The sequence below is a fragment of the Lactiplantibacillus nangangensis genome (assembly GCF_005405065.1).
In the GTDB taxonomy this organism is placed as follows: domain Bacteria; phylum Bacillota; class Bacilli; order Lactobacillales; family Lactobacillaceae; genus Lactiplantibacillus; species Lactiplantibacillus nangangensis.
Window position 1 is genome coordinate 80,972 of sequence record NZ_BJDI01000002.1, and the last position, 21,614, is coordinate 102,585.

Annotated in this window: 20 protein-coding genes; 15 read left to right on the forward strand and 5 right to left on the reverse strand. The window is 43.9% G+C overall.

Going from position 1 to position 21,614, the window contains the following annotated elements:
• Nucleotides 1-2: 2 nt before the first annotated feature.
• The 3 genes from FFM70_RS01965 to FFM70_RS01975 form a co-directional block, all read right to left on the reverse strand.
• Nucleotides 3-899 carry a peptidylprolyl isomerase PrsA gene (locus FFM70_RS01965; protein WP_137615177.1) on the reverse strand — a complete coding sequence of 299 codons (897 nt, stop codon included), beginning with the start codon at nucleotides 897-899 and terminating at the stop codon, nucleotides 3-5.
• Nucleotides 900-1,549: 650 nt separating this feature from the next.
• Complete coding sequence (locus FFM70_RS01970; RefSeq protein ID WP_137615178.1) at nucleotides 1,550-1,888, reverse strand: hypothetical protein; 339 nt, start codon at nucleotides 1,886-1,888, stop codon at nucleotides 1,550-1,552.
• 12 nt (nucleotides 1,889-1,900) lie between these two features.
• Nucleotides 1,901-2,353: an HIT family protein gene (locus FFM70_RS01975; protein ID WP_137615179.1), complete on the reverse strand. Its 453-nt coding sequence runs from the start codon at nucleotides 2,351-2,353 to the stop codon at nucleotides 1,901-1,903.
• 164 nt (nucleotides 2,354-2,517) lie between these two features.
• Between FFM70_RS01975 and FFM70_RS01980 the strand changes: the two genes are divergently transcribed.
• The 6 genes from FFM70_RS01980 to FFM70_RS02005 all read left to right on the forward strand — a co-directional run bounded on the left by FFM70_RS01980 (nucleotide 2,518) and on the right by FFM70_RS02005 (nucleotide 8,028).
• Nucleotides 2,518-3,255: an ABC transporter ATP-binding protein gene (locus FFM70_RS01980; protein WP_137615180.1), complete on the forward strand. Its 738-nt coding sequence runs from the start codon at nucleotides 2,518-2,520 to the stop codon at nucleotides 3,253-3,255.
• A complete protein-coding gene (locus FFM70_RS01985) occupies nucleotides 3,248-4,453 on the forward strand; it encodes an ABC transporter permease (RefSeq protein WP_137615181.1) in 1,206 nt (401 codons plus the stop codon). The genes FFM70_RS01980 and FFM70_RS01985 overlap by 8 nt, the downstream gene beginning before the upstream one ends.
• Nucleotides 4,454-4,573: 120 nt before the next feature.
• Nucleotides 4,574-5,359, forward strand: coding sequence for a phosphotransferase family protein (locus tag FFM70_RS01990; RefSeq protein ID WP_137615182.1), 786 nt, complete (start codon nucleotides 4,574-4,576; stop codon nucleotides 5,357-5,359).
• Between the two features lie 82 nt (nucleotides 5,360-5,441).
• On the forward strand, nucleotides 5,442-6,098 hold the full coding sequence (gene trmB / locus FFM70_RS01995; RefSeq protein WP_137615183.1) for a tRNA (guanosine(46)-N7)-methyltransferase TrmB: 657 nt from the start codon (nucleotides 5,442-5,444) through the stop codon (nucleotides 6,096-6,098).
• A 162-nt stretch (nucleotides 6,099-6,260) separates the two neighbouring features.
• Nucleotides 6,261-7,241 (forward strand): aldo/keto reductase, encoded by a 981-nt coding sequence (locus FFM70_RS02000; RefSeq protein ID WP_137615184.1) that lies wholly within the window; start codon nucleotides 6,261-6,263, stop codon nucleotides 7,239-7,241.
• 43 nt (nucleotides 7,242-7,284) lie between these two features.
• Nucleotides 7,285-8,028 (forward strand): nucleoside phosphorylase, encoded by a 744-nt coding sequence (locus FFM70_RS02005; protein WP_223877416.1) that lies wholly within the window; start codon nucleotides 7,285-7,287, stop codon nucleotides 8,026-8,028.
• Nucleotides 8,029-8,094: 66 nt separating this feature from the next.
• Here the strand turns inward: FFM70_RS02005 and FFM70_RS02010 are convergent, their stop codons facing one another.
• Both FFM70_RS02010 and FFM70_RS02015 read right to left on the reverse strand, forming a co-directional pair.
• Nucleotides 8,095-8,418, reverse strand: coding sequence for a PepSY domain-containing protein (locus FFM70_RS02010; protein WP_137607406.1), 324 nt, complete (start codon nucleotides 8,416-8,418; stop codon nucleotides 8,095-8,097).
• A gap of 363 nt (nucleotides 8,419-8,781) precedes the next feature.
• Entirely contained in the window at nucleotides 8,782-9,570 is a 789-nt protein-coding gene (locus FFM70_RS02015; protein WP_137615186.1) for a hypothetical protein, read from the reverse strand.
• 569 nt (nucleotides 9,571-10,139) lie between these two features.
• Here FFM70_RS02015 and ytpR point away from each other — a divergent pair.
• From ytpR to nrdR, 9 genes are all read left to right on the forward strand, one after another.
• Nucleotides 10,140-10,781 carry a YtpR family tRNA-binding protein gene (gene ytpR, locus FFM70_RS02020; protein WP_137615187.1) on the forward strand — a complete coding sequence of 214 codons (642 nt, stop codon included), beginning with the start codon at nucleotides 10,140-10,142 and terminating at the stop codon, nucleotides 10,779-10,781.
• Nucleotides 10,782-10,810: 29 nt separating this feature from the next.
• Entirely contained in the window at nucleotides 10,811-13,372 is a 2,562-nt protein-coding gene (locus FFM70_RS02025; protein ID WP_137615188.1) for a DNA translocase FtsK, read from the forward strand.
• 61 nt (nucleotides 13,373-13,433) lie between these two features.
• A complete protein-coding gene (gene murC, locus FFM70_RS02030; protein WP_137615189.1) occupies nucleotides 13,434-14,747 on the forward strand; it encodes a UDP-N-acetylmuramate--L-alanine ligase in 1,314 nt (437 codons plus the stop codon).
• A 68-nt stretch (nucleotides 14,748-14,815) separates the two neighbouring features.
• A complete protein-coding gene (locus tag FFM70_RS02035) occupies nucleotides 14,816-15,778 on the forward strand; it encodes a ribonuclease H family protein (RefSeq protein ID WP_137615190.1) in 963 nt (320 codons plus the stop codon).
• Between the two features lie 315 nt (nucleotides 15,779-16,093).
• The gene (locus FFM70_RS02040; RefSeq protein ID WP_137615191.1) at nucleotides 16,094-16,813 is read left to right on the forward strand and encodes a Bax inhibitor-1/YccA family protein; all 720 of its coding nucleotides are present in this window, start codon (nucleotides 16,094-16,096) and stop codon (nucleotides 16,811-16,813) included.
• A gap of 137 nt (nucleotides 16,814-16,950) precedes the next feature.
• A complete protein-coding gene (gene polA, locus FFM70_RS02045; protein WP_137615192.1) occupies nucleotides 16,951-19,599 on the forward strand; it encodes a DNA polymerase I in 2,649 nt (882 codons plus the stop codon).
• Nucleotides 19,600-19,612: 13 nt separating this feature from the next.
• Nucleotides 19,613-20,437, forward strand: coding sequence for a bifunctional DNA-formamidopyrimidine glycosylase/DNA-(apurinic or apyrimidinic site) lyase (gene mutM / locus FFM70_RS02050; protein ID WP_137615193.1), 825 nt, complete (start codon nucleotides 19,613-19,615; stop codon nucleotides 20,435-20,437).
• A gap of 8 nt (nucleotides 20,438-20,445) precedes the next feature.
• Entirely contained in the window at nucleotides 20,446-21,042 is a 597-nt protein-coding gene (coaE, locus tag FFM70_RS02055) for a dephospho-CoA kinase (protein WP_137615194.1), read from the forward strand.
• A 46-nt stretch (nucleotides 21,043-21,088) separates the two neighbouring features.
• Nucleotides 21,089-21,610: a transcriptional regulator NrdR gene (gene nrdR, locus FFM70_RS02060; protein ID WP_137615195.1), complete on the forward strand. Its 522-nt coding sequence runs from the start codon at nucleotides 21,089-21,091 to the stop codon at nucleotides 21,608-21,610.
• The last annotated feature ends 4 nt before the right edge of the window (nucleotides 21,611-21,614 follow it).

Below are 21,614 nucleotides of genomic sequence, written 5' to 3' on the forward strand. Positions count from 1 at the left end.
ATTTAGTTAGAACTTGAAGAAGATGAGGTTGAAAGGTATGAAGATAAGATATCTTTCAAATCTTTATCCTTGATCGAAACATTCCCAGATTTGAGAACTTTAGCAACAACGTTATGCAAGACAGTTGAGTCGCTCATATCATTGTCGTAGATTTGTTTCTTCAAATCAGCAGTGTGATCAGACATCTTACCCTTACCAGGGTTCTTGATCATCCGGATAATTTCGTAACCGTCGCTGGTCTTAACAGCAGAAGTGGTGTATTCACCATTCTTCAACTTGAAGGCAGCAGTTAAGAACTTAGAAGAGTAGCTGGTGTTAGTGTTATCAAAGGCTGATAATTTACCACCATTGCTCTTTGAGTTGGAATCAGTTGAATACTTCTTAGCTAACTTCGTAAAGTTGGCTTCGCTAGAATCCTTCTTCAATTCCTTTAAGACGTCGTCAGCAGTTGAACTCTTGGCAACCAAGATGTGTTGAACAGTCACTTTAGGTTCGTAAGATTTCCATTGCTTCTTTAAAGCAGCGTCGGTAACCTTAGCTTTGTCTTTAACGGCTTCTTTTAATAACAAGTTCGAACGAATTTGTTCCTTAAAAGTCTTAGTCGTTAAACCGTTTTGTGATAAGACGGTTGAGAATGAAGTCCCATATTGGGATTTGTAAGTATTGTATTGCTTAGTAACTGTCTTATCTGAAACTTTTTTACCGTAGTCTTTTTCAAGCACTTTGTTCAAGATCATCTGTTGTAAGACTTGCTTACCGGATGAAGTGCCTTTCATACTACTGTAATATTCGCTTTCGGTGACTTTACCACCGGAAGTCGATGCAACTGTCTTGCTACCGCAACCGGCTAAGGTAAAGACCATTAAAACACCGGCGAGCGCAATAAGCCATTTTTTCATTCCTCTAACACATCCTATTCTTAAATAGTTCTGCTCTAGCAGACTTACCAGACTACTATACCATAACTCTGTTCGCTTCTGCAGGGTGATGGAAATCTTTACAAAATTTTCAGACAATTCACACGGTCTTCATAAAATTTACCATAATCATTGATCAAAGTTAATGAAAGCCGAATGTAAAGTCAGTAAACTAAAAGTCGATGGTTGCCGCTTCCGGTTGTTGTTGAGTGCATGCGGGCGGGGACCGGGTCAAGCCTGAAAAACGTCTTGACCCTCGTTTGGAAGTTTCGCTAAATCCGCAAATCTTCCGAACGGTCCGTGGTGTAAGACCGGAAAAGCGCCGGTCAAACGCCATCCACACACCCGATGCACTCAACAACAACCTACAGCTAGCCAACTACTTTTAATAATTAATCAGTTTTTTTAGATTTAGTGGCGTCAGTCAGGATTGGTGTGCTGTGTCGGCTTTTAATTGAGGTAGAAGTCCGACCTTTCAACATAGTATACCGATTTTGACTGACAGCCCATACGAGTCCAGTTTAGACATCAGCAACGCTAGTATTACTGGATTTTAGACGCTTCTGACACTTTAATCCTAAATCTTCCAAACAAAAAATCGTTAAGCACCAATTTGGCTTAACGATTTGAGCTTATTCCTTTGGTGCTAGGTCATCTAAGGTCTTTTGTAAATGGTCGGCGTGTTTCTTCATAAGGGCTAAATGCGGTTCAATCTTAAATTGAAATTTGTCCACTTCAGTCGAAATGTCATCGATCACTTCACCAGCGTGGGCGAGTTGGACGCCTAAATCACTGGAAGCGTCGGAGAAGTCTTCACGCGCGGATTGTAGATTGTCTGCCGCGTCGAGGACTTCTTGGACATAGTCTTTGACGTCAGTATAGACGTCTTTGGGCGTTTTACGATTGATCAACATGTATGCGGCTAGGCTTAACCCTAAACCAGCCATACTGCGACGGAAAAATTTGGCCATAGTAGGCACCTCCTAATCGTTAATGTGCGCTTTGATGGCGTTTTGGAGCCGAGTGTAGTCGGTTTCGTCGTATTTTTTTGAATTATCTTTGAAAATCATTCGGAAATCATCTTTGTCACTGTAACGTGGAATCAGATGAAAATGAGAATGAAAAACAGATTGATAGGCCACGGCGCCATTATTATTAACCACATTCATGCCGATAATGGCATCATCTGAGGCTTTGACGGCGCGAGCAATCTTTGGAATCCGTGCAAAGACGGCGCTAGCGAGGTCGCTGTCATAAGCAAACAAATCTTGCACATGAGTCTTCGGAATCACTAAGGTATGACCAGGAGTGCCTTGTGAAATATCAAGGAATGCCTTGACCATATCGTCTTCATAGATCGTGTAACTTGGAATATCGCCTTTAATAATCTTGCAGAAAAGACAATCGTCATCAAGGATTGGTTCAAAAGCTGCCATAAGATAACCTTCTTTTTTAAAATTTAGTTCCATTATACACTAACCAATTTAAAAATGAGGGCGCTTTAGTGAGTTGACCGACCTTACTAGAAAGTTAAGTTGCGGGGCATTAGGCCTATGATATAATAGATTTCACTTAGTCCAGACAGAAAGAGGTTAGTGTAATGGCATTATCAGTTAGCCATTTAGTTGGCGGTTATTCTCAGCTACCTGTTTTAAAAGATATTAGTTTTGACGTCGCACCCGGTGAGCTAGTCGGCTTGATTGGGTTGAACGGTGCGGGTAAATCCACGACGATTAATCATATTATTGGACTGTTAACACCAATGAAGGGGACGATCACGCTAAATGGCGTTACATTAGCGAGTGACGCCCAGGCTTACAAACAACAGTTGGCGTATATTCCGGAAACGCCAGTATTATATGAAGAATTAACTTTAAAAGAGCACTTAGAAATGACAATGCTGGCCTATGGGTTAGACCAGACAGCGGCTTGGCAACGCGCCAATCAACTCTTAAAGATTTTCCGTTTAGATAATAAGTTGGATTGGTTCCCAGCAAATTTTTCAAAAGGGATGAAACAGAAAGTCATGATCGTCTGCGCATTCATCACCAACGCTAAGTTATTTATCATCGATGAACCCTTCCTTGGTCTTGATCCGTTGGCGGTTCACGACTTGTTGCAGTTGATTGCGGAAGTCAAACAGGGCGGGGCATCGGTCTTGATGTCAACCCACGTGTTGGATACGGCCGAAAAATTCTGTGACCGCTTTGTCCTGCTACATGCGGGCGAAATTCAAACGCAGGGGACTTTTGACGAAATCAAGGCTGCTTATCCAGACGCCGGCGACTCTTTGAATGATATTTATCTCAGCTTGACTGGGGTGACCCGGGATGAATGAGTTATACCAAATACGCTTATCTCGCCATTTGCGGCAAATGTTACGGTATCTACGCTTAGTTTTTAACGATCATTTTGTGATTGCGCTGATGTTTTTTGTTGGTGGTCTGGGATTAGCCTACTCGAATTGGCTAAAGACCGTTTCAGTACAGGATACTTGGATTGTCGCCATCGTCGGTCTAATCTTATGGCTGGGTCTGGCGGTGGGACGCGTGGCCACGCTACTTGAACCCGCGGATGTTGTTTTCTTGTTGCCGCGTGAACACGACTTGCATGGATATTTGGTCCATGCTTGGCATTACAGCTGGTGGCTAGCCCAGGTGGTCCAAGTCGTTTTGGTGGGATTAACGGTGCCGATCTTGATGATTGTGGCGCGTTTGTCAGGGTTGAGTTTGCTCGTTTTGTTAGTGACTCAGCTGGCGCTAAAAGACAGCCAGTTAACCGGTAGCGTGACGCGGTTGTATCGCTTAACGTTGGCGCAACGCCGCTGGTCACAACTTGGTTACTGGGTGTTAGCCTTAGTGATCATGATGTTGACTTTGTTTGTTTCCCCATGGTTAGGGGCGATCTTAGCGTTAGTTCTGGCAGGTGGCGTTCGTTGGTGGCACACACAAGTTTGGCCGCACACTGTGATTGCTTGGCGCGATGACATCAAATTGGAAGCCAATCGGATGCTTGGCATCTATCGTTTCTTTAACCTGTTTACGGATGTGCCAATGGTTCAAGGGACCGTCAAACGGCGGCGTTATTTGGATTGGCTCGTCAAGTGGGCGCCACAAAAGCAATCACAGGCGTTCAGTTATTTATTTGCCCGTGGCATGGTCCGGGGAACTGAATTCAGTGGCTTAGTGTCACGGCTAACGATTATCGGGGCAATTTTGCTGTATTTTAGCGGTCATGGCTGGTTAGCAATCGCCTTAGACGTGATTTTTATCTACTTAATTGGGTTTCAATTGTTGCCGTTTTATAAGCGATACGATAATATTGTGTTTACGCACATTTACCCGATCGACTTAAAACAGCGATTTAGTAACTTTCAACGCTTACTGACAGTTGTCTTAAGTTTGACCGGTGTCGTCTTTTTAATTGCCTTTTGGTTAAGCAACGCATCGTTAGCACAAGTCGGGATTTTACTCGTGATCAATGTAATTGAAATCTATCTCTTAGTTGCTTGGTATGCCAAGTTACGATTAGCTTAAAACGTTGTTGGCACAACGATTAAAAAGGACTTGACGCGGCCGACTTTGGTCTTTAGAATGTGATTGTTAAGTGAATTAGATTAAGCCGGTTAAATAATTTTTTTGAGAGGAGTGGGGCTGATGGATTTCGAACTTGATGATGGCTGGGATGTCTATCCAATATATGGCAATACCAATAAAGCTTTCATGGGCAAAAAAAATCAACAACGATTATTTTTGAAACGAAACGCGTCACCGTTTTTAGCGGCGCTTTCGATGGAAGAAATTACCCCGCGATTAATCTGGACAAAACGAATCTCGAGCGGAGATACTTTGACCGCTCAAGAATGGCTCAATGGTCAAACTTTAACGAAGCAACAAATGCGACTGCCTGAAGTGGCGCATTTATTGGCACGTGTGCACAATTCCAAGTTGCTTCATCGAATGTTAACTAAAGTTGGCGGTCAAGTGGTCCGCCCACATGATTTTATTCGGCAGTATTTGAGTGAATTACCAGATGATTTGCGGCACCATCCTTTGATGGCTGATGTTTTGAACAGCTTAAAGGGGACGTTACCAACGTTACCAGTTGAAGATTACCGAGTTTGTCATGGTGACTTGAATCATAAGAATTGGTTGTTATCAGACCATCGCCAGTTATATTTGGTTGATTGGGATTCGGCACGCTTCGCTGATCCAGCGTCGGATATTAGCATGTTATTATGCGAGTATGTGCCATTGGATGCTTGGCGAGATTGGTTCGCCGAATATGGTGAAACGATGACTGCTGAGTTGCAAAAACGGGTTATCTGGTATGCGAAAATTAATTTATTGCTGAATATTAAAGATAATTATTATCGTAATCAATACCATAAAATGAATCATGAAATTATCTTCTTAGAAGAGTTATCACAATATCAATTGTAGGTTTAAACAAGGTGCTGCGAGTCCCAGGCGGAATTCGCAGCGTTTTTGTTGAGATGCAGAAATAAAAGGAGTCGTAAAGCACATGCGGGTACGGAACAAACCTTGGGCACCAAAATTAATTAATGCCCATCCAGAATTGATCACGGAAACACCAACTGATTTTAAAGGAAAATGGCAAAGCCGTTTTAAGACCCCTCAGCCGCTTCAGATTGAAGTTGGGAGTGGTAAGGGTCAATTCATCATTGAAATGGCTAAACGCCACCCAGAAATCAATTATATTGCCATTGAGATTCAAACGTCAGTTATTGCGGTGATTTTGCGTAAGTTGGTCGATGAACCATTGCCTAATTTACAATTAGCTCATGCGGATGGTCAAGCTGTCACGGCCTTTTTCGAACCCAATGAAATTGATCGGGTCTACTTGAACTTTTCCGATCCATGGCCAAAGTCACGACATGCGAAACGGCGTTTAACGTACAAGTCATTTTTGGCGAGTTACGCAGAAGTTTTGAAACCCAATGGGCAAGTTGAATTTAAGACCGATAATCGGGGCTTGTTTGAATTCTCATTGACCAGTATGAATAACTTTGGGATGCAATTCGAACAAGTCTGGTTGGATTTGCATGCGGCTGTAACGCCTGAAGAAAATGTTGAAACCGAATATGAACAAAAATTCAGTCAATTCGGGCCAATTTATAAAATTATTGCAACGTTCCCAGCTGCAAAAACGGCAGATTAAGGGATTTACGGAGACTCAGAAATTGGGTCTCTTTTTTTGTGGCTAGCTCAGTTTCGGCTCTGTCGCGGAATTTAAATCTTGAAACCACAAAAATGGGTAACGCTTTCATTGCTACTGTGATAAGGTATTAGTATCAATGAAATAAGAAGAGGCTTTTAACAGATGAAGTATACACAATTAGGAAAAACTGGGATGCGTGTGAGCCGGTTAGTGCTCGGGACGATGAATTTTGGCACTCGGACGGATGAAGCGACTGCGGATGCCATTATGGACCGGGCTTTGGAACTAGGCATCAATTTTTTTGATACGGCGAACGAGTATGGTGGCTCTGGGCATCATGGTCGGACGGAAGAAATCGTGGGTCGTTGGTTCGCACAAGGTAATCACCGGCGTGAAAAAGTAATCTTAGCAACTAAATTTTATAACGATATGGAAAATGAACTGGACGGTCCCAACGATGCGCCCGGAGTGTCGGCTTATAAACTGTATCGAAGTTTGGACGCATCCTTGGCACGGTTGCAAACGGATCATATTGAGTTATATCAGATGCATCATATTGATCATACCGCTAACTGGGATGAGCTGTTTCAAGCGTATGAAAATGTCATGGCGCAAGGTAAAGTTTATTATGCGGGGTCGAGCAATTTTGGCGCGCGCCACTTAGCCTTTGCGGCCGTGGCCGCTGAAAAACGGCACTTTTTAGGCTTAGTGAGCGAACAGCATTTATATAACTTGACGCAACGCTTGCCGGAACTAGAATTACTACCAACCGCGCGTGATTTAGGTATGGGAGTCATTGTTTGGAGCCCACTGGCGAGCGGCTTGCTGGCCGATCACGCGTTGACAGTCAAAACTGGACGACGGGCGGAAAAAGCCGCCAAACTTTCACCAGCACAGCGACAACAATTTGAAGCTTATGAAGCATTGTGCCAGTCACTGGGAGAATCAGCTTCCAACGTCGCTTTAGCTTGGCTGTTACAAAATCCAGCAATCACGGCGCCGATTATCGGGCCAAGTAGTGTGGCACAATTGGAAGATGCCGTGCATGCGGTCGAGATTGAGTTATCGCCCGAAACCTTAGCGAAACTAGATGATATTTTCCCTGGTCCTGGTGGTTCAGCGCCGGAAGCTTATGCCTGGTAGCATGCAATTTGGAGATGAGCATATGCAGGACGAGTTAACTTTAATGACTTTTGATAAAGATTCTGAAGCGGTGCTAGACCCAAGTTCTGAAGGCGATTTTCAACTACCCGGAAAAGCGCTGTTGTTATTGACGGATGATGACCATTTTCAACAAATTGTGACGTACTATCATGGCGTTGAGATTGCACACTTTGACACAATCACAAAGGCTGCTCGGGTTTATCAAGTTCGAGTGCAGGGTGAAGAGATGGTGATCGCGCAAGCACCACTTGGCGCACCCGGCGCAGTCATGACTCTGGAGTCTTTAATTGCGTTTGGTGTTCGGAAAGTTCTAAGTGTTGGCAGTTGTGGCGTCTTGACTGTTTTGCCGGAAAATGCATTTTTAATTCCAACGGCAGCGTTACGTGATGAAGGAACTTCTTTTCATTATCTGCCTGCGAGTGAGTGGGTTTCCGTTGCACCAACGATGGTCGCAGCGATTCAAAAGGGGTTACAACGGCGGCACGTGCCAGTCAGCAAAGTGAAAACTTGGACAACTGATGCCATTTTCCGTGAAACACAGTCCAAAATTGCTAGTGTGAAATTGGCTGGTTGCGAGGTGGTTGAAATGGAGTGTGCTGCTTTGGCAGCGTGCGCGGAATTTCGGCAGATTGAGTTTGGTCAGCTACTTTATACCGCGGATTCTTTAGCTGATTTGACACGACATGACCCGCGCAAATGGGGAGCTGGTGCTGTGATACCAGCGATTCAATTAGCGGCTGAAATACTAGCCAAATTTGAAAATTGAATCACTATTTTAATAGCTAAGCACAATAAAAAATGTTCACCACAATTACGGGTGAACATTTTTTGATTAGAGTCGATAAATATCTAAAATACTACCGGTATTCGCATCTGCTAAAAATTCGTATTGAACGAGTTGGCCGTCTTCATAACGGGTAATACCGCCATAATAGACATCGGTTCGTAAGGCGAACTTTTGTAGTGGGGCTTTTTTCATTTCAATCCAAGAGCCTTCAATGGGTGCTTCCTTTAAGAAAGCCCGTTTGACTTGGTTTAAGATCTGATTGGGGGTTGGTCGGCGCAACCGCTTCAATAGCCCGCCAACGGAGAATCCACCAGCGAGACCGGCCATCCCAACAGCTAACAAGCCGCCGTATTGTAATTGTTTATTCATGTTGCGTGCTCCTTTCGACCAACTGAATGTGGGATTTTTTTGTTCAAAATTAGTATACCAATGATTGACGATAATACAAATAAAAGTCGAGAACATAGAGCCATTTTTTAGTATCATTGGTCGAAAGGATAGTTTGAAAAAATTTTAAAATTAAGAAATTTTGTATCATTTCGATTACGCTTTTATCTTTATGCAGATGGATATATTGGATTATACATCCGTTCGGTGTTAATTAATTTGATACTAACAATATTTCATAGTTTATAAGTTAAAAATTACCGAATGAAAAAATTAAAATGAATAGTTTGTGTTGCACATATAGGTGGAATGCTCATATCGGTAGACATATAATTATTTTCAAAATTATTCTATAAAATCAGAGACGATTTCATAGGTGCTAAATTCTTTGTCAGTGGTGAATTCAAATTGGTTCGTTTGATCCTTGTCCCATGCATCTGCACTTATGTGTCGTGTTTGTACAACTGTTTTATTGGAGTCTATCAGCTTAACTTTTGCATTAAATGTTTTGAATGCATAACCGGATGTATTTTTAACTATTGCAGTGTATTTTCCAATATAGCCATTATCATGTGATTTTTCAAACTTGAAAGCTTTAATTAGGATATTCACGGCATCTCTTTTATTGTTCTTATTTACAACGGCATCTCCGTTACGAATAAGCTTGTCTAAATCTGGTTGATACTTGGAAGCAACGGTTAGTTTGTACTTTGAGTTGATTTTCAAAAGCATTTCTGTTCTAGTATTATATGCTTTGTTCCATTCGGTGATGTATTTTGATTTCTCAAAGTGTTCAAGTGCTTTTTTTTGATCTTCCAGTGCATTGAGATATGTAATAACTTGTTCGTGGAGTTTGTCATCTTTAAACCTTTTATTCTTATATGGTTTAACGGTATTAAACTCTGCGTTCACAGATTTTGTTAATGCTTCTTTAGATTTTAAAGGTTTGGAGCTTGAAGCTTTATTGATATCCCAGCGGCTCTGGAGTCCTTTTTCCAGGGACGATATAAAATCCTTATCATAATATTTTGTCTCAGAATGGTTCTTTTGTGAGCACCCGGCCAATAATGCTACCGTAAAAAATAGTACAAACAATATGTTTGTCACCCTATGTAGATATGTACGCTTTGTCATGATATTTCCTCCAAAAATAATTTCATCTTTTTACGACTTAAGTTTTTGGTCGATAAAAATCGAATACGTTTTTTGTATCGTTATTTTGGAGATTTAATAGACTATTTTTCAATTGTTATTATTTGAAATTAGTAAAAAGCATTTTTTAATTGTACAGTTCTCGTATAAGATGGTCAACAAGCATATTTGATTGGTTCTTAAATATTATAATTAGGCAATTAGTGATTGTAGAGATGTTTCTAGATTACGGGTTGAAAGGAAAACTATTCATAAAGTACACGATAAAGAAAATTACTTTCTATTCGTTAGAAATAATCTGTGTAAGGTTAAATAATGTTTATCAACTCCTCTCTAACCAAAAATACTTATAGATTTGGGTGCAAATATCTGTAGATAGTACGTACGATGATTTTTATAACCGTGATACATCAACGGTTGGACGAGTTATGTTATTCTATTGTAGTAGCCCTTAATTTTACAAATAAAAGTCATAATTAATCAGTAAGAATCCACTAAAATAGGCTATAATGTTTAATTGAACGCTTAGAATGAGAGTAAAGGGGTTTCAAATGTTAATTACAAGTTATAATCCAACCGAATTAGGCGATACATTGATCGCTATTTTACGACCAGATACAGCTGATCAAAAAATCGAAACACATCAAAATGTCACCCGGATTAGTGACACCGCAACCGGCGAAACGCTCGGTTACAACTTTTTTGAAGTTTCAAAGACCCTCGGAAAGTTAACTGTCAATGGTCAAGTTCACTTGACAGCTGACCAAGTTGATCAATTAAATAATTTATTAAAAGCAACTGATTTTGAACCTGATCTAGAATTAGATACAGCTGACAAATTTGTTGTTGGCTACGTTGAAAGTGCTGAAGCCCATCCCAAGTCTGATCATTTATTAGTGACCAAGACTGAAGTAGGGGAGGGCGAAACGCTACAAATCGTCAGCGGGTCACCAAACATGCAAGCCGACATTTTAGTCGTGGTGGCTAAAATTGGTGCCATGATGCCGGATGGTTTGATTATTTGGCCAGGTGAACTTCGTGGGGTTGAAAGTGACGGCATGATCGTTTCCGGACGTGAATTAAAGTTGCCAAATGCGCCCCAACATCCCGGTGCCTTGATTTTACCGGCGGACTATCAAAAAGTTGGCGAACCCTTTGACTTTGATCGTGCGCAAACATTATTTACGGCTTAAGCTGAACATTAAAAATAGGATGATTGAAAATGAACCATTATGATGGCCCGGCATTTTACCGGAAATATCGAGATTTTATAACTAAAGAACCGACTTCGGCCGCGGCCAGTCAATCAACCAGTGCAGCGTCACAGCCGGCTTCAGCCGCCGTGTCAGCGGCGCCCAGTTCAGTCGCTGCTTATTCGGCCGTTGCGCGGCCACAGTCAACGGTGAGTGCGCCAGCCTCAAATGAACCGTTTAATGGCGGAACCCATGGCGAGTTTCATCCCACCCGGATTCCAGCCCAACTAACACGCTCTAATGCGGCGGTTGGCGTCACGTTTCCACCTGATCAAACGAACTATTTGGAAATTGAAGCGACCTTGCATAAACCAGTTGAGAGCTATTTCTTATTTACGACTGCGACCGATGATGTTGACGAGGTGGTCAATTTAACTGCGCCGGCCCCAACTGAGCGCTTTGTGCCAGAGCCCGATGACAGCCAAGCACCGACCGAAGTCTTTCAACCAACGGCGCCAATTAGTGCGGCTCCGGCGCCCCAATCGGTGACTAGTACAGCACCGACTGAAGTCTTTACGCCATCGTCGGCGCCAACCAGCGCTGATTCTGCAACGACTGTGTCAGCAGCACCATCTGAAGTGGCTAGTGTGGCAAGTAGTGCGCCTGAAGTTGACGACAGTGTGACAAGTGTTGAGCCGTCGTCTGCGGTTGAAGTCGAAAGACAGGCCAGTGTGACTGATGACTCGGCTGCGGCAACTTCTGCTGCTGTTGAATTGGCTAGTTTAGCATCGACTTCTGAGGCTGATTCAGTTGCTGTAACCAGTGAAGCTGAAATATCAGCAGAATCTGAACAGCCCAAAGCGAGTCGCGGGCTCGGACTTTCGCTAGATGCGATTATGACAGAAGAACATAACGCCCAAGCTGATTTGGCCTTATTCAAAGATAAGCCTGAATCAGCGCCAACGAAAACTGCTGCAATCGCGGCCAATGATGACGATGAACTGTATCAGCCGGTTGGCAGTCGCCCACGGTCACAGACGTCAATGTCGGCTGTACCACGACCAGTTAGTCAAGCAGCGCCAACGAGTGCCACCAGTCAGGATGCTGAACCAGTTTCGGCTGTTCATTCTGGGACGTCGGCTGCGCCTGTTTTAGCTGATAAAGAATTAGCAGCTTATCATTTTCCACCGTTAGACTTGCTTAAAGCCCCAGTCGTGCCAGATGAATCCGAAATGGATGATTGGATTGAAAGTAAAGCGAGTGCACTGGACGAATCCTTGGATGCGTTTGGTGTGGATGCGAATGTGGTTGACTGGACGGTTGGTCCGACGGTGACCCAGTTCCAAGTGAAGTTAGCTCGCGGCGTCAAAGTCAGCAAAATCACGAACTTAAATGATGATTTGAAGCTGGCATTGGCGGCGAAAGATATTCGGATTGAAGCGCCGATTCCTGGTCGCAACACAGTCGGTATTGAAATTCCAAATAAGAAATCTCGACCGGTCATGTTATCCGAAGTCTTGAATTCAAAGAAATTTAAAGAGAGTAAATCACCATTGACGGTGGCATTGGGGGTCGACTTGTTCGGCCAACCACAAGTCACTGATTTGCGGAAGATGCCGCATGGTCTGATTGCTGGGGCCACTGGTTCTGGTAAGTCAGTTTTCATCAACAGTATCTTAGTGTCATTGCTCTATAAGGCCAATCCGCAAGAAGTTAAACTCTTATTGATTGATCCTAAGGCGGTCGAACTCGCGCCGTATGACAAAGTACCGCATTTGTTGGCGCCAGTCATTTCCGAGCCGAAAGCCGCTTCAGCTGCCCTAAAATGGGTCGTTGATGAAATGGACAATCGCTATGAGAAATTGGCTGCGGGTGGCGCTCGAAATATTGAACAATTCAATGAGATGGCAGTTGAACATCACGAGGACGGCTTGAAGATGCCATATATCGTGATTGTGATCGATGAATTGGCTGATTTGATGATGGTTGCCTCAAGTGAAGTTCAAGACTATATCGCACGGATTACGCAAAAGGCGCGGGCTGCCGGCATTCACTTGTTGGTTGCCACGCAGCGGCCGAGTGTCGATGTTGTCACTGGTTTGATCAAAAATAACATTCCAACGCGAATTGCTTTCATGGTCGCGAGTCAAATCGATTCACGAACGATCTTAGATACGAGCGGCGCGGAACGGTTACTTGGTCGCGGGGACATGTTGTACCTCGGCAATGGCCAAAGTACGCCGATTCGGTTGCAAGGGACCTACGTTGAGAGCGAAATCGATGATATTGCGCAATTCGTGCGGGAACAAGCCGCGCCACATTATGAGTTTCAGCCGGACAGCTTGATGAAACACGAAGAAGCGGCTAAGAGTCAAGATGAGTTGATGCCGGAAGTGTTGGCCTATTTGGCGAATGAGGAGACCGTTTCAACTTCGAAGTTACAACGGACCTTTTCCGTCGGCTACAATCGAGCAGCGAACATCATTGACGATTTAGAGAATCGCAACTACGTGTCACCGGCCAAAGGTTCCAAACCCCGTGATGTTTATTTCACGGCGGAAGATTTAACTAAATTACAAGCTAATTCATAATTAAAAATTAACGATTCACCGCTTAGTTGATGAATCCTAAACATGGGAGATTATTAGAATCATGGATAAAGAGACGGTTTATTATTTTGTTGGGATCAAAGGCTCAGGCATGAGCTCATTAGCTTTGATTTTGCACGATAAAGGCTTCCAAGTTGAAGGCTCAGATATTGAACAATATACCTTTACACAAAAAGGTTTGGCAGCTGCTGGAATTAAGATGTTGCCATTCTCTGAAGACAATATTCATGCCGGTTTGACGGTCATTGCTGGGAATTCCTTCACGGATGAACATCCTGAGATTAAAAAGGCGCGCGCAATGGGCTTACCAGTTTATCGTTACCATGAATTCTTAGGTAAACTCATGGAAGGCTACACGAGTATTGGTGTGGCTGGGACTCATGGGAAGACGTCAACGACTGGCTTGCTCTCACACGTGTTAAGTAATATCGCACCTACGAGTTATTTAATCGGTGATGGGACTGGTAAAGGCACGCCAGATGCACGTTTCTTCGTCTTTGAAGCGGATGAATACCGGCGTCACTTTGTGGCCTATCATCCAGACTATGCCATCATGACTAACGTTGATTTTGATCACCCTGATTATTACAAAGACTTAGCGGATGTGAAGTCGGCTTTTGAACAATTTGGGAGCCAAGTTAAGAAGGGGATTTTTGCCTGGGGTGACGATGAAAGCTTACGTCATTTAGACATCAAGACACCAATCTATTATTATGGGACAAAGGATCGCGATGATTTCCAAGCCATCAATATCAAACGGACGACTAAAGGGTCTTCGTTTGAAGTGACTTATAAAAACAAGTCATTAGGTGAATTCGAAATTCCATTGTTTGGTGAACATAACGTCTTAAACAGTACGGCTGTGATTGCCGTTTCCTACTTTGAAAAGGTCGATTTGGACGAAATTCGGCGTGAATTATTGAACTTCAGTGGCGTTAAACGGCGCTTCTCTGAATCCAAGGTTGGCGACATGACCATGATTGATGACTATGCGCATCATCCATCTGAAATCAAAGCAACTTTGGACGCCGCTCGCCAAAAGTACCCAGATAAGGAAATTTTGGCCGTTTTCCAACCACATACGTACTCACGGACTAAGGCGTTAATGGACGGCTTTGCCACGAGTTTAAGTAAGGCGGATCATGTCTTCTTAACGAATATCTTTAGTTCAGCGCGTGAAAAGAGCGGCGATGTTTCTTCACAAGATTTGGCAAACAAATTGTCAAATGGCGGTGAAATCATCACCACGGATGATATGTCAGCTTTGACGGCTTATCATGATGCGGTTGTCGTCTTTATGGGTGCCGGCGACATTCAAAAATACGAAAAGATTTATACTGATTTAAAGACAAAGTAATTGAATTTGAAAAAGCATTTAGATGATCACCGTCTAAATGCTTTTTTCGACAAAAGTGAGGGATTAGGATGCCAAAAAGTAAATTTTATGCCGTCAGGGTCGGCCGTAAACCAGGAATCTATCTGACTTGGGCAGAATGTCAGGCGCAAATCAATCATTTTTCGGGGGCTCAATATAAAAGTTTTACTAGCCGCAGTGAAGCAGACGCCTATTTAACTGGGCAATCAACCCCAAAATCAGCCCCTAAAAGGTCGTCGTCAAAGACGTCAACTTCAGCGGCCATGCCGGCGGCGGATATCATTGTGTATACTGATGGCGGGAACCGTAATACCGGTAATGTTCAAGGCGGCCAAGTGAAGCCAACGGATAAGTCGGCTTGGGCCTTCCAAATCACCATGGGTGGTCGGACGATTACCGGGACTTCTGGTGAATGGGGCGCTACTAATAACCGGATGGAGATCATGGCGTTATTGCAAGCCTTAAGCTATTTGTTAACCGCTAAGCAGGCCACGTCCAATATTTTAGTTATCATGGATTCCAAGTATGTCTTAGATGCGATTCAAAAGGGCTGGTTACACGGTTGGAAGCGGCGCGGTTGGCGGCGTGCTGGCAATCAGCCACTTGCCAATAGTGAACTCTGGCGGCTCATCGATACCGCTTTAAGTCAGTTTACCAATTTAGCGTTCAAATGGGTCAAAGGGCACGCGACGACGGCTGGTAATAATTTAGTTGATCAGTTGTTGAATCAAACCATGGATCAAATGACTAAAGGGCAGCCAGTTCCAGTCCAAAATGCTACGGCAAACTTACCCGGCCGACCTGTCACGCCCGTCCAGGGGGATTTAGTTGCGACTACAACGCCGCAACCAAAGCAGCCGCATCAGACAGCGACGCAACCCCATATTGCCCCAGCCAAGTCAGCACCAGCTGCCGATAAATTTGGCCATTTAATGAGTGACCAAGCACAGGCCAAATCTGTTGAGGCAATGACAGAAATTGCTAAAAACTGGCAACAAGATGATCAAAAATAGTTTGTGCACGAGTGGTAATTGTCGTTGTAGAAGTAAACTTCTGAATCCGATTTCAAAAACTAAGAAAAACTTATATTTTTCTCATGACCAAACTGTTTTACCTTCTTTGACTAATCTGATACACTAGATGACAAGAAAGCTGAGGTGACTGATTGGAATGTCTTTGAGATTGTGGATAGACTCGTCAATTGAAAAATTAGCCTAAGTGGCGTCACTGGCAACTACTAGTGACGTGCAAGCTATGAGACACCAGTCGCGACCTTCAACTCGGAATTTGAAGGGTTGTAGTTAAAATTTAGGTGAAAGAGGGATTCTATGAATAATTATCAGCAAGATCCGCAACCACGTACAATTAACACCCAAGTTGGGTTACGGAGTTTCTTAACTAAAATGTACGGATACATGACTTTAGCCGTTTTAGTTTCGGCGGTTTCAGTTTATTTATCGATTAATGTTTTTGCAGCGCAAGTTAATGCACTCTTTGGTCAACACCCAATTATTGCGTTAATTATTTTCATGATCAGCATGTTTGCCATGATCGGTGGGATTCAAAAGAATGCCACCCGAAACCCAGCGATGAGCTTCACCTTGTTGATGCTGTTCGCTGTTGTCTTCGGGGTTGAAATGTCTGTCATGTTAGCCTTATATACTGGGGCAGTGATTACCGGTGCCTTTATTTCAGCCGGTGCGGTCTTTGCAACGATGGCTGTCATTGGGACAACTAGTAAGCGGGACATGTCGCGTTTAGGCACGCATTTATTTGCCGCTTTGATTGGGTTGATCGTGGCTTCAGTCGTTAACTTGTTCTTACAAAGTACCATGATCAGTTATGTTTTCTCATTTATCGGTGTTTTGATTTTTGCCGGATTATCAATGTGGGATGCGAACAAGATGCGTGATATGTATCTTCAATATGGTGATCAAGTTTCTTCGACTGGACTTGCAGTCAGTGGTGCCTTGACGCTTTACTTGGACTTCGTTAACTTGTTCTTATACTTCGTCCAAATCTTTGCCGGTGGTTCTAGCCGGAACTAATCATTAGAATTTAATCGTTTTGAAAAACAAGGGCTGACAATTGTCGGGCCCTTGTTTTTTAATCGTCTGAGTCCCGTTGACTGCAATAGTTTGGTACAATTAAATAAATAACTCGACTTGAAGGAGTGCGCAAATTAATGGCTAAAAAATTATTATTGATTGATGGCAATAGCGTGGCGTTTCGGGCGTTTTTCGCGTTGCACAATCAACTTGACCGCTTTGTGAATGCGGATGGGTTGCATACGAATGCCGTCTACGGCTTTAACACGATGCTTGATCACATGATCAAGGCTGTGGAACCGACCGATATGTTGGTTGCATTTGATGCTGGGAAGACGACCTTTCGAACGGCCATGTTTGATAACTACAAAGGCGGTCGCGCGAAGACTCCTAGTGAATTTTCTGAACAGATGCCTTACATTGAGCAATTACTCGATGCTTATGGGATCCAACACTACAAATTAAAAGACTACGAAGCTGATGACATTATTGGGACGCTGGCCGGTCAAGCGGATGCCGCTGGCTATACCACGACCATCGTCACCGGGGACCGTGATTTGACCCAATTAACCACAGATCAGACGACCGTGGCAGTTACCGTTAAAGGGGTTTCTGAAGTTGAACGTTATACGCCAGAACATGTGCAAGAAAAATTAGGCATTACGCCAACCCAGATCATTGATATGAAAGGGTTGACTGGCGATACTTCTGATAATTATCCTGGTGTGACTAAGGTCGGTGAAAAGACTGCCCTGAAATTATTGAAAGAATACGGCTCAATTGAAGGCGTGTACGAAAACGTGGACGCGATGAAACAGAGCAAGATGAAGGAACACTTGATTGAAGACCATGAATTAGCCACCCGCGCTAAAGTGCTGGCAACCATCAAGCGGGATGCGCCGATTACGGTCAGTGTGACGGATCTTGAATACAAGGGGCCAAACATTGATCAGTTAGCGGAATTCTATCAAGCGATGGACTTTCAATCTTTCTTGAAAAAACTAAAAGTAGCCAATGATGAACCAGCGGCACCAATTGACTATACGGTGTTAACGAAAGCCAATTTGGCTGAACTAGTGCAATTCAAGACAGCCGTAGAATTCTATCTTGAAATGCCGACCGCCAATTACCATACCTCCGCGTTTGCGGGCTTTGCGATTGGTCATGAGGGGCATTGGTTTATCAGCCGGGACGTTGAATTGTTATTACAACCAGCTGTGGCTGAGATTCTTGCCAGTGAGACCATTCAAAAGAATGTCTTTGACATGAAACGGACGATTGTTGGCCTTAATCGGCTAGGACTCACCTTAAATGCGGTCGATTTTGACCTCTTACTCGTGTCATATTTACTCGATACGAATGATAATAGCAACGATCTGGGTAGCCTCGCAGAACAACATGGTTATCTTGATCTGCCAACGGATGAGGAAGTCTATGGCAAAGGTGTGAAACGGGCGATTCCGGATGATGATCAGTTATTCTTTAGTCACTTGGCACGTAAATTGGCTGCCATTGCGGCCTTACATGCCGACTTAATGAAGAAGCTCGATGAAAACGAACAAACGCCGTTATACGATGATATCGAAAAACCGATGGCCATTGTTTTAGCGCAGATGGAAATCGCCGGGATCACCGTCGATAGCCAGACATTGCAAGCAATGGGTAGTCAGTTCAAGGAACGGCTCAGTGAGATTGAACAAACGATTTATCATGAAGCTGGTCAAGAGTTCAATATCAATTCGCCAAAACAACTTGGTAAGATCCTATTTGAAGACATGAAGTTGCCAGTCATTAAAAAGACCAAGACCGGTTATTCAACGGCGGTCGACGTGCTTGAAAAGTTAGCACCAGAAGCCCCAATCGTGGCAAATATTTTACAATATCGTCAAATTTCAAAGATTCAATCGACCTATGTGGTGGGCTTGCTGGATGCCATCCATTCTTCAGATCAAAAAGTGCATACGCGTTATTTGCAGACCTTGACCCAGACCGGTCGGCTATCATCAGTCGATCCTAACTTGCAAAATATTCCGGTTCGTTTGGAAGAGGGCCGCAAGATTCGCCAAGCTTTTGTGCCTAGCCACGAAGGTTGGCAAATCTTCTCCTCTGATTATTCGCAAATTGAATTACGGGTCCTGGCGCACATTACCCATGATAAGAATTTGCAAGCGGCGTTCAAAGAAGGCGACGATATTCATGCGGCGACAGCCATGCGAATCTTTAATTTGAAGTCACCGGAAGAAGTGACCCCAAATATTCGGCGGCAAGCGAAGGCGGTCAACTTCGGGATCGTGTATGGAATCAGTGATTACGGCTTGTCTCAAAATATCGGAATCACACGGAAGCAAGCCAAAGCCTTTATTGATGCTTACTTCCAAGAATATCCTGGTGTAAAGCAGTATATGACTGATGTGGTCGCGCAAGCCCATGAACAAGGCTATGTTGAGACGATTTCACATCGGCGGCGCTACTTGCCAGACATTCATGCGAAGAGTTTCAATCAAAGGTCATTCGCTGAACGAACTGCGATGAATACCCCAATTCAAGGGAGTGCGGCTGATATTATTAAGATCGCCATGATCAATATGCAGGCCAAACTGAAATCGGCGGGTTTGAAAGCAACCATGTTGTTGCAAGTTCATGATGAATTGATTTTTGAAGCCCCTAAAGAAGAAATCCCAACGTTAGCAAAATTGGTCCCAGCTGTCATGGATTCTGCCGTGAAGCTGGAAGTGCCGTTGAAAGTGGAAAGCCACTTTGGCGATACTTGGTACGATGCAAAATAGGAAGTGAACGAGAATGCCTGAATTACCAGAAGTTGAAACGGTTCGGCGTGGCTTGAATCGATTAGTTAAGGGCGCCACGATTGCCGGCATTGATGTCTATTGGCCGAAGATTATTAACAACGATTTGGCCAGCTTTAAACAGCGACTCAAAAATCAGACGATTGAAACGGTTGACCGACGTGGCAAGTATTTGTTATTCCGATTCAGTGCCGGGCTCACGATGGTCTCACATCTTCGAATGGAAGGCAATTACAGTGTGATGCCGAAAGATACAGGTCGCACCAAACATACGCACGTTGTGTTCCATTTGACCGATGATCGTGACTTGCTTTATAACGATACGCGTAAATTCGGACGGATGACCTTAGTCCCGACTGGTGAAGAAATGACAGTCGGTGGCTTGAAAACGATGGGACCAGAACCAATTGCGAGTGAGTTGACAATTGATTATTTGACGGCAGTTTTTCAAAAGTCCAAAAAGATGATCAAGCCACTCTTATTAGATCAAAGTAAGATTGCGGGGATTGGCAATATTTACGCGGATGAAGTGCTCTGGATGAGTAAAATTCATCCGATGCGGCCAGCTAATTTACTCACCGATGACGAAATTGCTGAATTGCGACAAAATATCATTGATGAAATGGCGCTGGCGATTAAAGGGCACGGGACGACAGTGCATTCATTTTCAAATGCGTTCGGTGAAACGGGTCAATTTCAAAATCACTTGCACGTTTATGGTCGTGAGGGCGAACCGTGCGAACGTTGTGGCACGTTGATTGAAAAAATCAAAGTCGCGCAACGCGGCACGCACTTTTGCCCCCATGAGCAGCAGTTGTAGGTGTGCCAATGACACAAATTATTGGCTTAACTGGTGGGATTGCCACCGGTAAATCAACCGTTTCGGCCATGTTAGCAGCAGCTGGACTGCCAATTGTCGATGCGGATAAGATTGCATGGCAAGTTGAAGGGCCTGGACAACCGACCACCGCCAAGCTCGCTGCTCATTTTGGCCCGAAGACTTTACTGGCAGACGGCAGTTTGAACCGCAAGTGGTTGGGGCAACAGGTCTTTCACGATGCAGATAAGTTAGCCGCATTGACAAAAATCACCCGGATGCCCATCCAGCAAGCAATGTTCACTGCCATTGTTGCGGCGGGTGCCAACCGTCCCGCGGCAGTCGTCTTAGATGTGCCCTTATTATATGAAGGTGGCTGGGATCATATTTGTGATCAAGTCATCGTTGTGGCAGCACCTGAACCCGTGGTATTGACACGATTGATGGCACGTAACGGCTTATCTGAAGCTGATGCGCGGGCGCGGATGATGAGTCAATTGCCACTCGCTGAAAAGGTCCAACGGGCGGATGTCGTGATCGATAACGGGGAAAACGTTGATAAAACAAGAACTGCCGTGTTAAAATGGCTGAAAACAATGATTAATTAAAACTGATGTCTTTTAGAAGATTAGTTAAAAATGAGGTGAGAAGTCTATGCAATGTCCACATTGTCATCATAATGGCTCGCGAGTAGTTGATAGTCGGCCCACTGATGATGGTCGCGTCATTCGACGTCGGCGGGAATGTGAGAACTGTGGGTTCCGATTCACAACGTTTGAACGGGTCGAAGCGACACCATTATTAGTGATCAAGAAGAATGGCGCCCGCGAAGAATTTAACCGTGAGAAGATTTTACGCGGTATTATTCGTTCGGCGGAAAAACGGCCAGTCAGCATGGAAACGATGACAGGAGTCGTGGATGACGTTGAAAATAAAGTCCGTTCCTTGGGTGAAAATGAAATTTCCAGTCAAGTTATCGGTGAATACGTCATGGAACAACTTGCGGATATCGATGAAATTTCCTACATTCGCTTTGCCAGTGTCTATCGGCAATTTAAGGATATGCACGTCTTCTTAAATGAACTCCAAGATATGATGGAACGCGATAAAGTCAAGCTGGCGAAAACACCAGCGAAGTCGGCTCATCGCGCGCCGAAAACGAAAAAAGATAATTAATGAA

What these genes read in the sequence shown, in the direction of transcription:
- FFM70_RS01965 (WP_137615177.1), bottom strand. Translation starts at nt 899, where the DNA reads ATGAAAAAATGGCTTATTGCGCTCGCCGGTGTTTTAATGGTCTTTACC.
- FFM70_RS01975 (WP_137615179.1), bottom strand. Translation starts at nt 2,353, where the DNA reads ATGGCAGCTTTTGAACCAATCCTTGATGACGATTGTCTTTTCTGCAAG.
- FFM70_RS02005 (WP_223877416.1), top strand. Translation starts at nt 7,285, where the DNA reads ATGACTTTTGATAAAGATTCTGAAGCGGTGCTAGACCCAAGTTCTGAA.
- murC (WP_137615189.1), top strand. Translation starts at nt 13,434, where the DNA reads ATGGATAAAGAGACGGTTTATTATTTTGTTGGGATCAAAGGCTCAGGC.
- FFM70_RS02025 (WP_137615188.1), top strand. Translation starts at nt 10,811, where the DNA reads ATGAACCATTATGATGGCCCGGCATTTTACCGGAAATATCGAGATTTT.
- FFM70_RS02035 (WP_137615190.1), top strand. Translation starts at nt 14,816, where the DNA reads ATGCCAAAAAGTAAATTTTATGCCGTCAGGGTCGGCCGTAAACCAGGA.
- FFM70_RS02010 (WP_137607406.1), bottom strand. Translation starts at nt 8,418, where the DNA reads ATGAATAAACAATTACAATACGGCGGCTTGTTAGCTGTTGGGATGGCC.
- ytpR (WP_137615187.1), top strand. Translation starts at nt 10,140, where the DNA reads ATGTTAATTACAAGTTATAATCCAACCGAATTAGGCGATACATTGATC.
- trmB (WP_137615183.1), top strand. Translation starts at nt 5,442, where the DNA reads ATGCGGGTACGGAACAAACCTTGGGCACCAAAATTAATTAATGCCCAT.
- FFM70_RS02015 (WP_137615186.1), bottom strand. Translation starts at nt 9,570, where the DNA reads ATGACAAAGCGTACATATCTACATAGGGTGACAAACATATTGTTTGTA.
- FFM70_RS01985 (WP_137615181.1), top strand. Translation starts at nt 3,248, where the DNA reads ATGAATGAGTTATACCAAATACGCTTATCTCGCCATTTGCGGCAAATG.
- FFM70_RS02040 (WP_137615191.1), top strand. Translation starts at nt 16,094, where the DNA reads ATGAATAATTATCAGCAAGATCCGCAACCACGTACAATTAACACCCAA.
- coaE (WP_137615194.1), top strand. Translation starts at nt 20,446, where the DNA reads ATGACACAAATTATTGGCTTAACTGGTGGGATTGCCACCGGTAAATCA.
- FFM70_RS02000 (WP_137615184.1), top strand. Translation starts at nt 6,261, where the DNA reads ATGAAGTATACACAATTAGGAAAAACTGGGATGCGTGTGAGCCGGTTA.
- mutM (WP_137615193.1), top strand. Translation starts at nt 19,613, where the DNA reads ATGCCTGAATTACCAGAAGTTGAAACGGTTCGGCGTGGCTTGAATCGA.
- FFM70_RS01970 (WP_137615178.1), bottom strand. Translation starts at nt 1,888, where the DNA reads ATGGCCAAATTTTTCCGTCGCAGTATGGCTGGTTTAGGGTTAAGCCTA.
- FFM70_RS01990 (WP_137615182.1), top strand. Translation starts at nt 4,574, where the DNA reads ATGGATTTCGAACTTGATGATGGCTGGGATGTCTATCCAATATATGGC.
- nrdR (WP_137615195.1), top strand. Translation starts at nt 21,089, where the DNA reads ATGCAATGTCCACATTGTCATCATAATGGCTCGCGAGTAGTTGATAGT.
- polA (WP_137615192.1), top strand. Translation starts at nt 16,951, where the DNA reads ATGGCTAAAAAATTATTATTGATTGATGGCAATAGCGTGGCGTTTCGG.
- FFM70_RS01980 (WP_137615180.1), top strand. Translation starts at nt 2,518, where the DNA reads ATGGCATTATCAGTTAGCCATTTAGTTGGCGGTTATTCTCAGCTACCT.